Raw genomic sequence first — 14,583 nt, 5'->3', positions numbered from 1 at the left:
TTTTCCGTTTATTCACCCTACTTTTTCATGTATTCACCCTACTTTTTCAATTATTCCACCCAAAACAGCCGATATTTTTTCCACCTTACATTTTTTCACAAAAACCCAACAAAAAAAGCTGACAACCCAAACCCGGGTTGTCAGCTCCCTATTACCTTCTTCTATCAGCGTCAACGATATCACCGGAATAAAACATTTTCTTCTCCGGCGTGATGCCAAGCTCCTGGCAAAACTTCTTCAGTTCGCGTTCTTCCCTTTCGGTGACGAGCGAGATGACCGTCCCGCTTGCGCCGAAACGGCCCGTGCGCCCTGAGCGGTGGACATATTGCTTGATGTCTTTCGGAAAATCATAGTGCACAACATGAGTGACACCCTGGATGTCAAGGCCCCTTGCAGCCACATCTGTTGCGAACAGCAGGCTGCTTTTTCCTTCGCGGAAATTTTTCAAATGCTTCTGCCTGTCCATTTTGTCCAGGTCGCTATGCAGGATTCCGGCCTTCACGCCTTTAAAATCAAGCTTTTCGGAAAGGACAGCCAGATTGCCGATATCCTTTACAAAGGCAAGCCCCTTGATATCCTTTACACGGGAGATCTTTTCAAGGAGTTTAATTTTATCCCGCTGCTCACAGGCAAAATAAATATGGTCCACATCTGAAGGGATTGCCTCTTCCTTCCCTACGCGGATGAGCTCGGCATCAGCGGAGAGCTCCTGTGCAACCTTCGCGGTGCTTTCAGGAAGTGTTGCTGAAAAGAAAGCAAGCTGCCTGTCAGCAAGGGTTGACTTTAAAATGGTCTTTACTGTCTCAAGATGCTCAGGAACAAGGAGCTGATCTCCCTCATCGAGCACAACCGTTTTGACTTCATGCATCTTCAGTTTTTTCTGTTTGATCAGCTCGAGCATCCGCCCAGGCGTGCCCAAAGCGATCTGCGGGTGCTTCTTCAGCTTTTCTAGCTGTCTTTTCGTATTGGCGCCGCCGATGAAGGTGGCTCCTTTTATGCCGCTTCCTTCTGCCCACTTTTGGACCTCCGAGAAGATTTGCATAACAAGCTCCTGTGAAGGGGCCACAATAACGGCTTGAACCGCTTTTTTGCCGGGATCGATTTTATCAAGAAGCGGCAGCAGGTAAGCAAGCGTCTTGCCTGTCCCTGTCGGCGATTCGGCGATCACGTCCCTGCCCTCCTGGATAAAGGGGATGCTCTTCGATTGAACGGCGGTTGGCTCATTAAAGCCGGATTTTTCCCAGACTTCCTGGATAAAAGGCTTCAGGCCGGTAACTACAGATTGATTTTCAGTCATAACTATCTCCTTCTTTTGCAAAAAAATCTCATCTATTCCAGAGCTGCTTTTTTAGAGCATGCCCAGTTTTACAAAAAGTTGTGTACCGTTCTGATACTAGCTTATGATGTTCCAGATGTCCAGCCTTCATGCCAGCTGAGCTACGTCCCCCAGTAAAAAATCCCCTAACTGCATCTCAATATTTCCTTAGCCAATGAGGCGTCTGTTCCAGTTCAAATGCAAGCCGGAACAAAAGATCCTCACGCCCTTTGGCTGCCATAAACTGAACACCGCATGGCAAGCCCTCTGCTGTACTGTGCAGGGGCACGCTCATCGCCGGCTGCCCTGTCAGGTTGGCGAGCTGGGTGAACGGCGTCCGCTTCAGGCTGTTTTCAGCGAGCTGGCCGGCAAGCCCGGCCTTTTGGGCAAGCTTTCCCAGCTTCAGCATGCTGATCAGCCGGACAGCTGTTTTTTCTGCATTTTTAAGGCTGAGCTCGCCGATCCTTGCAGGCGGAAAAGCAGTGGCAGGAGTCAAATAAAAGTCATAGGTCTCATGGAAAGAATCCATCACATAGGCGGCTTTGTCCCATTCCCTCATGCTCAGGACAAAATCCCCGGCAGAGATTGTTTTTCCAAGCATCCCGAGGAGCCATGTAGATGCTTCCACATCCGTCCTGGACACCTTCCGCCCGAGTGTTGCCTCCATTCCAGCCAGCGCCGCAGCCACCTCTCCAAAGTACATGGTGATATAGCTTTGGGCAAGCTTCTTCCCGTCTATATCCGGTTCAGCTTCTTCGGTCCGGTACCCCAGATCTTCGAGGATAGCAGCCGTGCGGAGCACAGCTTCCCTGCAGTCGGGATGGACATCGGTGCCAAGCGGGGAAGCTGTGGTATAAGCAATTTTCATGGTTTTTGGGAGCGGCTTTTCCAGACAGCCCAGATACGATTCTGATGGGGGAATAGCGTAGAAGGCGCCGCCTTTTTCCGGTCCATGCAGCTCATCTAGCATGGCAGCGCTGTCCCTGACCGAACGGGTGAGCACATGGTCGGATGAAGCCCCCTGCCAATGCCGGCCAATCCCAGGGCCGGCCGGTGTCCTTCCCCTGCCCGGCTTCAGGCCGAACAGGCCGCAATAAGCGGCAGGGATGCGGATCGAGCCGCCGCCGTCATTGGCGCCTGCAATCGGCACCATCCCGCTCGCCACTGCTGCAGCGGAACCGCCGCTTGAGCCGCCCGGAGTGTAATCAGGATTCCATGGATTCCTGGCCGGTCCGTGAAATTCAGGCTCTGTAATCCCCATTAATGCAAGCTCGGGAACATTCGTCTGCCCTATAAAAATGGCACCCGTCCGCCGGAGCCTGGCCACAAATTCAGAATCGCTCTTTGCACGGTAATTCTGCAGCGCCTTAGAGCCTGAAGTGATTCTTTCTCCCGCGATTTCCTGCGTGATATCTTTCAGCAGCATCGGCACTCCTGCAAAACTTCCCTCTAGATCAGCAGATAAAGCAGCCTTTTTTGCCTGGTCATACATTTTATTGATTACCGCATTAAGCCCAGGATTCAACGCTTCAATATTCTCAATGGCGGCTTCTGCCAGCTCAATCGGCGCAGCTTCTTTCTTTTTGACCAGCTCCGCCAGCGCAAGGGCATCATTTTCCAAAAACAGTTTGTTCATTTTTCCACCTGCTTTAAAAGAAATAGTACCCATACATTTCTCTGACATCAGGTGGATATCCTGCAAAATGCCAAAAGGAAAGGCAGGCCCGGAAAGGACCTGCCTGCTGTTTATGGCTTCAATACAACCTTTGTGCAATCGTCTTCATGTTCATTGAACAGATGGTAGCCGCGTGCCGCATCTGCGAGGGGCAGTTTGTGGCTGACAATGTGGGTCGGATCAATCTTTTTCTCTTCAATCATATTATAGATTTCCGGCATCAGATGGATAACTGGTGCCTGTCCTGTTTTAATCGTTACGTTCCTGGAGAAGAAAGCTTCAAGCGGGAACATATTGTAGGTTGCACCGTAAACGCCGGTCAGCTGGACTGTTCCGAATTTCTTGACAGCCTTCGTTGCCATCTGGATAGGCCCGAGTGTTCCTCCCTGAAGCTTCAGCTTTTGCTCGATTTTTTCAATCGCTGATTTCTTCCCGTCCATGCCGACGCAGTCGATGACAACCTCGGCACCGCCGCTTGTGATTTCCTTCAGATAATCACCCATATCATCATGTTCACTGAAGTTGAAGGTTTCAACCTTATTGACGAGCTTGGCATGCTGCAGGCGGTAGTCAAGATGGTCGACTGCAATCACTCGGGAAGCGCCTTTCATCCAGGCGAATTTCTGGGCCATCAAGCCGATCGGTCCGCAGCCCAGGACGACGACCGTGTCACCCTTTTTGACGCCGGAATGAAGAACGCTCCAATAAGCAGTCGGGAGAACATCGGAAAGGAACAGCAGCTCCTCGTCTTCCATTTCATTGGATTCGGGTACAACAAACGGTACAAAATTTCCATAAGGGACGCGCAGATACTCTGCCTGGCCGCCAGGGTAGTTTCCGTATCTTTCTGTATAGCCAAAGTAAGCGCCTGTATCCTGGTGAGGATTGGAATTATCGCATTGGCTTTCCATGTCATGCTGGCAGAAGAAGCACTGCCCGCAGGAAACGTTAAAAGGAATGACAACCCTGTCCCCTTTTTTCACCTTCGTAACCTCAGGGCCAACCTCTTCAACAATGCCCATCGGTTCATGTCCGATAATATAGCCTTCCCTCAGGGGCATATTTCCCTGGTAGATATGCAGATCTGACCCGCAAATCGCTGTGGAAGTTATTTTGACAATAACATCATCATTTTTCTCAATCCTTGGATCTTCAACTTCCTTGACTTGAATATCTTTGGAACCTTGGTAAGTTACGGCTTTCATCTCTCACACTCCTATCCAGAATCTATTTGGATATACCCTATTACCTGAGGAAGGGAACATGTTTTTTCAGAAAAGTATTCCAAAATTTTTTTGGCAGGAATATTTTATTTTACTTATCGCTTTCCAAATATGCCCATCATCCCAGTCCCTTACTCCTAAAAGGATTTTCTAAAAAACTTCAAATTTTTTTTATGAAAAAGTGATCCAAAACGAATTCTTTTTCGTTAGTTCAGCAGAACACCGAAAAGTTTATAAGCATTTCCGCCGGGTACAAAAGGATGGAATAAGTTCCAATTCAGGCGGAATTTTGAAAGGAGGTGAGCGATTCGAGTGTCAGCCAGATTCGTACAAGCCTTTGTTCTTGCGGCTTTCTGCTTCATCCCTTCGACTGCACTGGCGGACGGGCTGCTGGGCTCTGCGACAGAAAAAGTCACAAGCACCGTTAAAGAAACGGTCCCCCTGCAGCGAAGCGAGAAAAGCCAGGATCAAAGCGGACAACAGAATAATGACAAAGCCAAACCAAAAGATGCCTCTCTTCTTGGCACAGTGACCGGTGCAGTAGAAGAAACAGTCAAGACGGTGACAAAGCCAATCATCACTGTGGAAAAGGACGAAAATGCGGAAGAAAAATCCCTGGTGAATATTAACCTTTCCGAGGACCCTTCCATAAAAGTGGACGCAAAGATTGCCGAAGCCAGCGTTTCCGATTCCATTTCCGTCAAAACGCCGGTTGTCGATGCCGAAGTGGGCGATTCCATCAAGGTGAACACTCCGGTCGCAGATGTAGATGTGTCTGATTCTATTTCTGTTAAAACTCCGGTTGTCGATGCCGAAGTGGGCGACTCCATCAAGGTGAACACGCCGGTCGCAGATGTAGATGTGTCTGATTCTATTTCTGTTAAAACTCCGGTTATCGATGCCGAAGTGGGCGACTCCATCCAGGTGAATACTCCGGTCGCAGATGTAGATGTGTCTGATTCTATTTCTGTTAAAACTCCGGTTGTCGATGCCGAGGTGGGCGATTCCATCAAAGTGAATACTCCGGCCGCAGATGTAGATGTGTCTGATTCTATTTCTGTTAAAACTCCGGCGGCTGATATTGGAGCGGGGGATTCCACCAAGGTGAATACGCCGTCTGCCGATAATGGCAGGACCGATTCTATCAGCATTACAACACCTGCTGATACAAACATCCCGGATGGTATGGCGGCAGCAGACACACCGGCCAATCAAACAGAGCCAGATTCGGTTAATGATAAAACACCTGTCAAGTCTGATGGAGTTGCAACTGATGGATTGTCTCAGCCAGAACCTTTGGCAGCAGACGCTTCTGAACAGTTCTTCGGTTCTTCAGCAGAGTCTGGAACAGCGCCTTCTGCTGAAAGCGGAAACAAGTTCCAAAACAAGGCCACTGATAAGGCACCAGCTGAAAAGCCGGTACAAGCCGCAATTGCCTACGTACCTGCCAACAGCGGAACAAATGGCACCAGCACTACAGCAAGCGGAGGACAATCCGCATCAAGCGGGGCAGCACTCCCTTCCATATACTTTGCCGGTGTTCCTATGATTGATGCAATGTCTGAAAAAGCGGCCAGATATAGTGCAGTTGCTTTTTTCCATGATCAATGGTTAAATGCTCCTCCTTCACAGCCGCCGCAAACAACCTTCTTCTTACACGTTTTTATATAAAAAACTAAAAAGAAGAAGGAGAGAATTCAATTGAAAAACAAACACTTATTGAAAACATTAGCGATCACAGGTTTTGCTGCAGCAGGTCTTTTTGCAGGAGGCTCCTACACTCTGGCATCTGAAGACACTAACCAAAATTCACTTGGACTTTCAACCAATCTACTGACAAGCTTGAATTCAAGCGAGGAGAATGACAGCTCCTCACTCACTTCAAACTTAAAGGCCAACCTGAATCTTAAGTCTGTATCAGAAAGTTCATCTGAAAACGGTGAAACAGCTGCCAAAACAGCTAATGGACAAGAAAGTGTGAATTCCGATGGACATGAACAATCCGAAGACTCAAGCAGCCTGGATACCAATCTCGGCCTGGGTCTGGGACTCGAAAGCTCTGAAGAAGGTTCATCTTTAGATGCAAACACAAACGCAGATGTACAATCGTCCTTAAGTGAAGACAACGGAGAAGAGCAATCTTCTGCCAATCTTGGAACCAATCTAGATCTTGGTGCTTCCACTTCTGATGATGAGTCTTCTCTTATGGCAGGTGCTGATGTCGATGCTTCTGCTATGAACAAAGACGAGGATGAAGAGTCTTCTGCGGATCTGAACACTGGATTGGATCTTGGTGCGATGACTTCTGAGGACGAGTCTTCTCTTATGGCAGGTGCTGATGTTGATGCTTCTGCTATGAACAAAGACGAGGATGAAGAGTCTTCTGCTGATTTGAACACTGGATTGGATCTTGGTGCGATGACTTCTGAGGACGAGTCTTCTCTTATGGCAGGTGCTGATGTTGATGCTTCTGCTATGAACAAAGATGAGGATGAAGAGTCTTCTGCTGATTTGAACACTGGATTGGATCTAGGAGCTACTGCTTCTGACGATGAGTCTTCTCTTATGGCAGGTGCTGATGTCGATGCTTCTGCTATGAACAAAGATGAAGATGAAGAGTCCTCTGCTGATTTGAACACTGGATTGGATCTAGGGGCTACTGCTTCTGACGATGAGTCTTCTCTTATGGCAGGTGCTGATGTTGATGCTTCTGCTATGAACAAAGATGAAGATGAAGAGTCTTCTGCTGATTTGAACACTGGATTGGATCTTGGTGCGATGACTTCTGAAGATGAAGAATCTTCTCTTTGGGCGGATACTGATGTTGATGCTTCTGCTATGAACAAAGACGAGGACGAAGAGTCTTCTGCTGATCTGAACACTGGATTGGATCTTGGTGCGATGACTTCTGAAGATAAAGAATCTTCTCTTTGGGCGGATACTGATGTTGATGCTTCTGCTATGAACAAAGATGAAGATGAAGAGTCTTCTGCTGATTTGAACACTGGATTGGATCTTGGTGCGATGACTTCTGAAGATAACGAAGAATCTTCTGCCAATCTTGATGCAATGAACAAGCTCGGTTTTGTTTCTGAAGACGAAGATGAAATGACTTCTTTTTGGAATAACACTGGGTTGAACGCTTTTGCGATGAACAAGGATGATGAAGAATCTTCTGCTAATCTTGATGCAATGAACAAGCTAGGTTTTGTTTCTGAAGACGAAGATGAAATGACTTCTTTCTGGAATAACACTGGTTTGAACGCTTTAGCGATGAACAAGGATGATGAAGAATCTTCTGCTAATCTTGATGCAATGAACAAGCTAGGCTTTGTTTCTGAAGACGAAGATGAAATGACTTCTTTTTGGAATAACACTGGTTTGAATGCTTTTGCGATGAACAAGGATGACGAAGATGAGTCTTCTGCTAATCTTGATGCAATGAACAAGCTAGGTTTTGTTTCTGAAGACGAAGATGAAATGACTTCTTTTTGGAATAACACTGGTTTGAATGCTTTTGCGATGAACAAGGATGATGAAGAATCTTCTGCCAGCTTAAATTTTTTAAATGATTTAGGTTTCGTTTCTGAAGATGACGAAGATAAATCTTCATTTTGGAACAAAACAGGCTTGAATGCTTCTGCAATGAACAATGACGAAAATGATGAGTCTTCTGCCCGTTTTGATCTGATGAACAATCTTGGTTTATTTTCACAAGACGATGAAGATTATTCAGGTCTTTGGAGCAGGCTTGGACTTTCAGCTTCTGCCATGAATAATGATGACGAAGACTATTCTGCTTCCCGCCTGGATGCAATGACTGATTTGGGACTTGCCTCTTTAAGCGATGAAGAAGAAGCTATTTTATGGGCAAAGCTTGGCCTTCACCTTGCAGGCATGTCCAGCGAATATGAAGAGGAATATTTCTCTTCATTGGGTTTAGATCTTGACCTTGGTCTTGAACTCGAAAACCTGATGTAAGCTTACAAACTTCCAGCGCTGTGCCTGCTGAAACTCGCGACTTCAGGAAACACAGGCTGCAGGAATCTGGTTAACTTACGAAAAGAAAGGAGCTCTGCGACGGCAGGGCTCCTTTTTATTGGCTGTTGGAGGGGCGAGTTGCTAATAAAATGGGGAAGTTGCTAGTATATTGGGAAAGTTGCTAGTAAAATTGAAAACTTGCTAATAAAACAGAGAAGTTGCTAATAAAATCCAAAAGTTGCTAATATCCGGTTTGCCGCATAAACCTGCGCTTGGGAGGAGTCGCAAATATAATTTAAAAGTCGCAAATAAACTCCGAAACTCGCAAATATATGGTTCCGTCAAGAATTATGTGTAAGCATATGCACTTCATGAGTTATCGTTATATTTAGTTTAGGGGGGGAGTCAGGCAGCCGAGGCTGCCTGACTCCCTGACTATGCGTTTTATGACTTTGGATATCGCTCATCAAACATGTTCAATATTGTTTCATAGGCCAAGCCGAATCCACCGAGTTTCCTTCTTGCCCATCGATCATTATAATCGATAGAAGTAAGGTATATAATCTTCTCGGCTGCTTCAATATTAGGTAAGCTGTTCATTGTCTTTAACCTTTTACGCACTTCCTTGTTGGTACGCTCAATTAGGTTTGTTGTGTATATATACTTTTGGATTTCCTCAGGGTAGTGTAAAAAAGTTAGGAGGACTGGGAGGTCCTCTTCCCATGAGGCCAGTTCCCTGCTATAAGTCTTTTTCCATTTCTCCTTAATCTCTTTCAACACTTTTTCTGCTTCTTCGAATGTGCTTGAAGTGTATACTCTTTTTAAATCCAAGCTTAGCTCTGCCTGATCCTTTTTTCGTGCTTTATTCATAGTGGAACGTACCTTATGAACAACGCAGCGTTGAACATCAGCTTTTGGAAAAATGGATTTAAAGGCCTCTTCGAGACCTGGAAGTCCATCAAATACGCCAACTAAAACTTCCTGGACGCCTCTTTTACGTAAGTCCAGAAGGATCTCCTGCCAGCCGTTTGATGATTCCACTCCGCCTACATAAAATCCAAGGATTTCCCGATGGCCTTCTGGAGTAATACCTAAAACAATATAAACAGCCTCTTTGCCTACAGTATCTCTGCGGACTTTTACGAATAGCGCATCAAGGAATAAAGCACAGTAACGTTCCTTCAGAGGCCGATTCTGCCATTCAATAACGTCCTCCATAACAGCCGAAGTGATATTGGAGATTGTCCCTGGGGAATATTGTTCACCAAGCAAACTTTTCATGATCAGCCCAACCTGCCGAACACCAACTCCATGTTGATAGAGCTGGACAACGAGTTCATCTACGGCCACCATACGTCTTTTATAGGGTTCGAACATTTGGGTAGTAAAATCGCCCTTACGATCACGGGGAACTGCCAGATCCTCAATCCGGCCATAAATGGTGTCAAGAGTCCGTGAATAATACCCATTACGTGAGTTTTCTTCGCCGACAGGCTCATTTTCTAGGACATTCTTTATCTCTTCACGCAAGATATTTTCTGCTTTCTCTTTAAGGAGGTCCTGCATAGAAAGTTTAAGGATATTGGCAAAATCAAGGTCGTCTATGTTAAAATGGGGCATGGATAAAGTGCTCCTCTCCTAAGGTTATTGTGGTGATAACTCAGAGGGTACTTTGTCCTTTTTTATTTGTCTAGAAAAAGGTCTTACACATACTTTTATACACCATCAAATATATTCAAATTCCCGCAAATAAAATCCAGAACTCGCAAATATCCTCCCCTGAACTACCCCAGCTAACCCCATCCTCATAGAAAAAGCAGCCAAATCAGCCCCCAAACTACCCCAAATACCGATGATAAACCCGCTTCGCCTCCTGGATATCCTTCGTTCCGTGAACCAGCGCCCGTCCGTCTTTAAAAAGAACAAGCCGCTGACCGTCTTTTTCAAAAGAAAGCAGGAATGGATTTCTTTCTACTATCCCGCCTGCAAGCCGAAGCTGCTCTGCTGCAGCATCCAGGCTAATCACCATTCCAGCACCCGGACGGATTTGTACGGTATTCCTCCCGCACAAAACCGCTGTCTTCATCCTATTTTCATAAGCAAGATATGGATACACAGCCTTCACCCCGCAGGAAGGGCAGTCTTCTTTTTTCAATGCGCTTGTAGACACCGCTGAGAACTGGTTTTCCCACAAATCAAAGGTGACTAGCTTCCGCCTCACCGACTTAAAATCTCCAACCAATATTTTCAGCGCTTCGGCCGTCTGATAGGCGACGGTCATCCCGACTGCGGGAGCAATGATCCCCGCTGTATCACAGGTCGCCCCGCCGATCGGCACCTGCTCGAGCAGGCAGCTGAGGCACGGTGTCTCGCCGCCGGGCAGGAAAGCTGTGCTGATGCCATAGCTTCCTACACAGGCTCCGTAGATCCATGGGACTGAGTGCTTGGCCGCAATGTCATTGATGACCATCCTCGTGTCAAAATTATCGGTGCTGTCCATGATCAGATCTACGCCTTCAGCAAGCTGCTCCAGCTCCACAGGCCCGGCATCACCTACGATACTCTCAATCTGAACCGATGAATTGACCGACTGAAGACGGCGGCCTGCAGCTATTGCCTTCGGGACCCTCCCCGCCGCATCTTCTTCTGTATAAAGCTGCTGCCTCTGCAGATTGCTCCACTCTACATAATCGCGGTCGATGATTGTGATTTTTCCAACTCCAGCCCTCACAAGCACTTCGGCATTACCGCTCCCGAGCGCCCCGGCGCCGATGATCAGAACATGTTTGCTGCTTAATTTCTCTTGCCCCTCTTCGCCGATCGGGGCAAATAGCTCCTGCCTTGAGTATCTGCCGTTCAAACGGTGCTCAATCCTTCCATCGGACTGCTTGCAGAAGCATACTTTTTCTTTGGCATGCGTCCGGCTTCATAGCCAAGCCTCCCCGCCTCCACGGCAAGCTTCATTGCTTCGGCCATCTTGACCGGATCCTTGGCGGCCGAAACAGCCGTGTTCAGCAGGACCCCGTCCGCTCCGAGCTCCATCGCCAGGGCCGCGTCTGCAGGGGAGCCGATCCCGGCATCGACTATGACAGGGACTTCAGCTTGTTCAATGATAAAGCTGAGATTGAGGGGATTGATGATTCCCTGGCCTGAGCCGATTGGCGATGCTCCCGGCATGATGGCATGCACGCCCATTTCCTGCAGCCTTTTCGCCAGCATCACATCATCCGAAATATACGGAAGGACAATGAAGCCTTCCTTTAAGAGCTCCTCGGACGCCTTCAAGGTTTCAATCGGATCCGGCAGCAGTGTTTTCATATCGCCGATCACCTCGACTTTGATCATGTCGCAAAGGCCTGAAGCCCTGGCCAGTTTTGCCGTACGGACTGCTTCCTCTGCTGTCTTTGCACCCGCCGTATTGGGGAGCAGCCTGTAGTTTTCCACATCCAGCTCCTCCAGCAGATTCGGCTGTTCCGGGTCAAAAATATCCATGCGGCGTACTGAAAAAGTCAGCACCTCTGTATGTGATGCTTTGACCGCCATTTTCTGCGTTTCATAATCCGGATACTTCCCTGTTCCGAGCAATAGCCTTGAGTTAAATTCATATGTTCCGATTTTCAGCATTTCATCCGCCTCCTACAAAATGTACGATTTCTATGCGATCACCTTCTGCAAGCTCTGTTTCAGCATGCTGGCTTTTTTCCAAAATAGCGGCGTTCAATTCTACAATCGCCGCCTTTTGATTCAGTTTCAAATGTTCCAGTAAATCCCCTACCGACTTGACGGTGCCAGGCACCAGGATATCACTGCTATTCACATGAAGCTTCAACGAATCCACCCCTCCTGCACTTTTTTCAAACCTCTCTCAATCTCAAATTCTCTGTAAAGCTCCTTATCCTCTGCGGCTGCGGTTCCTTCAATAGAATCAGAAACCATTTTTCCCGTGATTGGGCTTAGCAGGATGCCGTTCCGGTAATGGCCGGCTGCAATGAACAGGCCCTTATAGGCCGGGTGCCAGCCGATATAGGGAAGGCCGTCACCTGTCTGCGGCCGGATTCCTGCCCATGCCTTTTCCCACCGTGCCGATGCGAGCTGGGGCAGCAGCTTATAGGCCCGTTCGGCCAGCATCCTGACTCCGCCAAACGAAACGGAAGGATTGAACTCATTTTCATAGCTTGTTGCACCTATGATCAGGCGGCCATCCTTCTTGGGCACAAGATACCCGCCAGAATCGGAAAAGATCGTCGACCGTATCAAAGGCCCTTCAGGAATGACCGAGAGGCACTCCCCTTTCACAGGAAAAATAGGAAGCTCAAGATCTGCCTTTTTCAGCAGCTTCCCCGTCCAGGCACCTGCGGCAGCAATCACGGTTTCTCCATAAAAACTTCCTTTGCTGGTCATCACACCCTCGACGGATTCTTTATCAAATATGAAGTCTTCGATCTCCGTCCCTTCCAGCACAACTGCACCTCGGGCCATTGCCCCCACCGCAAATGCACGCGCCAGGTTCGGTGCAATCAGCTGGCCGTCATTCGGAATCAGCATGCCGCCTGCGAGCCCCCGGGAGAGATGAGGTTCCCTTTCGCAGATTTCTGCCTGAGCCATCCATCTTACCTGTCCGTCCCATTCTTTATGGAATCTGACCTGCTTCTTAAGGACCTCTGCCTCTACATCATCCCAAGCAATTTTTATCATTCCTTCATTAACAAGGCCGATGCTGATTCCTGTCAGATCCTCAAGCTCCTGGATGATGTCAGGGAACATGGCCCTGCTTTTCAGGGCCAGCTTCAGCATTGATAGATTCTCATCTATTTCTGCCTGGGCACCGAGCATTCCGGCTGCGGCAGAAGAAGCTTCAGAACACAGCTCCCTTTTTTCCAGAATGAGCACCTGCTTGCCAAGCTTCGCCTGCTGATAGGCGATAGAGCACCCTATAATGCCGCCCCCGGCAATGATCACATCATAAACTTTCTTCATATCTGCCTCCTCCCCGGTTCAGTGCAACCCTATATGCGCCGGCTGCCTCCTCCGGACTGACGGCTTTAAAAATTCCCGAGAGTACAGCAGCACCTGAAGCTCCGGCCCTTATCACCTGTTCCATATTGTCAGGAGAAATTCCCCCGAGCGCTATCACCGGAATAGAAAGCCTTCCTGTCATTTCCTCAAGGCTGGAGAGGCCCCTTGGCTCCATACCTGGCTTGGAACTGGTCGGAAAACAGTGGCCATACATGACATAATCTGCGCCATCCTCTTCTGCCTGAACAGCTTCTTCAATTGAGTGGACGGATTTTCCGATGAGCAGGCCAGGGAATGTTATCCGCACTTCCCGTACCGGAAGACTGTGATAGCCGAGCTGGACTCCCTTCACTCCCAATGCGGCCGCTGCATCCACTCTGTTATTAATGATGATCTGCTCCCCCGGGACTCCCTTTTCCAGCAGAATTCTCCCCATCTCGTAGATGTCAGCCGCTATCAGGTGATGCTCCCTGATATGAATATAGTCCACATTCCGCGAGATGCTTGAAGCTATCCTGATAAATTCCTCCGCCGGCTGTCCTGCAGAAATGGCGTGGAGCTGCAGTTTATCCCTGCTGGGCCAACCTTGTAAACGACGCAAAAAAACCACTCCCCATTGCGCAGGAAAGTGGCTGATTAATGATCTATGGCTAAAAAAATATGTACTTTTTATAACCGTTCGGCACACTTCCCTACGCTAGTATGAACTAGATCAGGTTCAAAGGGTCTCAAATGCTTGATCTCAGCCTCTTGCAGGCTCCCCTAGTGATAATTCTATTATTCAATTGTTCTCTTTTATTTTAGCATAGACATTCAGCCTGTAGAACCCGCAATTTGAATCAGACTGATGTTTCCCCTCCAGGCAGAATCGGCAGTACCGTTGAATATTTGACTTCCCTCAAGGAGAGGCTTGTCTGTATCTTCGTGATTCCGAGCTGATTCAGCTTTCGGATGAATTGTTCCAGCCCTTTCCGGTCTTTGATGGCCACTTTTAAGATATAATCATATTCTCCTGTCAGGCAGTGGCATTCCAGCACCTCAGCCATATCCACCAGCGTGCCCTCCAGTGCTTCCAGCTTTTCCGCCTGATGGATGTTAGTGCTGATGAAAATAAAGCAGAGCAGATCAAAGCCCAGTTTTTCCTGGCTTAAAATTGCCACCTGCTTCTCGATATAGCCTTCATTTTCAAGCCGCTTCACCCTCCCATGAATGGCGGGGGCAGACAGGCTGACCCTCCTGGCAAGCTCAGCGTTGCTTATTTGGCTATCCTTCTGGAGCAGATCAAGGATTTTTAAGTCCACGTCATCCAGCACCTTGTTCACAATCGATTCCATCTTACAGCCTCCTTATGATTATTCCGCCAACTCCGTTTA

12 protein-coding genes and 1 riboswitch are annotated in these 14,583 nt (G+C 47.9%); of the genes, 2 read left to right on the top strand and 10 right to left on the bottom strand.

The genetic code is table 11. The features are described 5' to 3' along the window. Positions 1-151: 151 nt before the first annotated feature. From N288_RS03035 to N288_RS03025, 3 genes are all read right to left on the bottom strand, one after another. On the bottom strand, positions 152-1,297 hold the full coding sequence (locus N288_RS03035) for a DEAD/DEAH box helicase (protein ID WP_009792254.1): 1,146 nt from the start codon (positions 1,295-1,297) through the stop codon (positions 152-154). A gap of 175 nt (positions 1,298-1,472) precedes the next feature. Next, positions 1,473-2,951 (bottom strand): amidase, encoded by a 1,479-nt coding sequence (locus tag N288_RS03030; RefSeq protein ID WP_022543344.1) that lies wholly within the window; start codon positions 2,949-2,951, stop codon positions 1,473-1,475. Positions 2,952-3,061: 110 nt separating this feature from the next. Continuing rightward, positions 3,062-4,195 carry a zinc-dependent alcohol dehydrogenase gene (locus N288_RS03025; protein WP_009792256.1) on the bottom strand — a complete coding sequence of 378 codons (1,134 nt, stop codon included), beginning with the start codon at positions 4,193-4,195 and terminating at the stop codon, positions 3,062-3,064. A 330-nt stretch (positions 4,196-4,525) separates the two neighbouring features. Here N288_RS03025 and N288_RS03020 point away from each other — a divergent pair, with 330 nt between their 5' ends. Continuing rightward, positions 4,526-5,884 (top strand): hypothetical protein, encoded by a 1,359-nt coding sequence (locus N288_RS03020; RefSeq protein WP_009792257.1) that lies wholly within the window; start codon positions 4,526-4,528, stop codon positions 5,882-5,884. Between the two features lie 30 nt (positions 5,885-5,914). Next, the gene (locus tag N288_RS03015; RefSeq protein WP_022543343.1) at positions 5,915-8,194 is read left to right on the top strand and encodes a midas domain-containing protein; all 2,280 of its coding nucleotides are present in this window, start codon (positions 5,915-5,917) and stop codon (positions 8,192-8,194) included. 444 nt (positions 8,195-8,638) lie between these two features. Here the strand turns inward: N288_RS03015 and N288_RS03010 are convergent, their stop codons facing one another. The 7 genes from N288_RS03010 to N288_RS02980 form a co-directional block, all read right to left on the bottom strand. After that, positions 8,639-9,814, bottom strand: coding sequence for an IS256 family transposase (locus N288_RS03010; RefSeq protein ID WP_022543342.1), 1,176 nt, complete (start codon positions 9,812-9,814; stop codon positions 8,639-8,641). A 217-nt stretch (positions 9,815-10,031) separates the two neighbouring features. Further along, the gene (locus N288_RS03005) at positions 10,032-11,054 is read right to left on the bottom strand and encodes a thiazole biosynthesis adenylyltransferase ThiF (RefSeq protein ID WP_009792262.1); all 1,023 of its coding nucleotides are present in this window, start codon (positions 11,052-11,054) and stop codon (positions 10,032-10,034) included. Beyond that, positions 11,051-11,818 carry a thiazole synthase gene (locus N288_RS03000; protein WP_009792263.1) on the bottom strand — a complete coding sequence of 256 codons (768 nt, stop codon included), beginning with the start codon at positions 11,816-11,818 and terminating at the stop codon, positions 11,051-11,053. Before N288_RS03000 ends, N288_RS03005 begins: the two co-directional genes overlap by 4 nt. 1 nt (position 11,819) lies before the next feature. Then, the gene (gene thiS, locus N288_RS02995) at positions 11,820-12,023 is read right to left on the bottom strand and encodes a sulfur carrier protein ThiS (protein WP_009792264.1); all 204 of its coding nucleotides are present in this window, start codon (positions 12,021-12,023) and stop codon (positions 11,820-11,822) included. Continuing rightward, positions 12,020-13,171 (bottom strand): glycine oxidase ThiO, encoded by a 1,152-nt coding sequence (gene thiO, locus N288_RS02990; protein WP_009792265.1) that lies wholly within the window; start codon positions 13,169-13,171, stop codon positions 12,020-12,022. The genes thiS and thiO overlap by 4 nt, the downstream gene beginning before the upstream one ends. Continuing rightward, positions 13,155-13,820, bottom strand: coding sequence for a thiamine phosphate synthase (locus N288_RS02985; RefSeq protein WP_009792266.1), 666 nt, complete (start codon positions 13,818-13,820; stop codon positions 13,155-13,157). Before N288_RS02985 ends, thiO begins: the two co-directional genes overlap by 17 nt. A 62-nt stretch (positions 13,821-13,882) precedes the next feature. Beyond that, positions 13,883-13,984, bottom strand: a riboswitch (TPP riboswitch). A 65-nt stretch (positions 13,985-14,049) separates the two neighbouring features. Further along, entirely contained in the window at positions 14,050-14,544 is a 495-nt protein-coding gene (locus tag N288_RS02980; protein WP_009792267.1) for an Lrp/AsnC family transcriptional regulator, read from the bottom strand. Positions 14,545-14,583: the final 39 nt, after the last annotated feature.

The sequence above is a fragment of the Bacillus infantis NRRL B-14911 genome (genome assembly GCF_000473245.1).
GTDB lineage: Bacteria > Bacillota > Bacilli > Bacillales > Cytobacillaceae > Bacillus_AB > Bacillus_AB infantis.
Note: the sequence above shows the minus strand (reverse complement) of the source record. Positions and strands in the feature narration are given on the sequence as shown.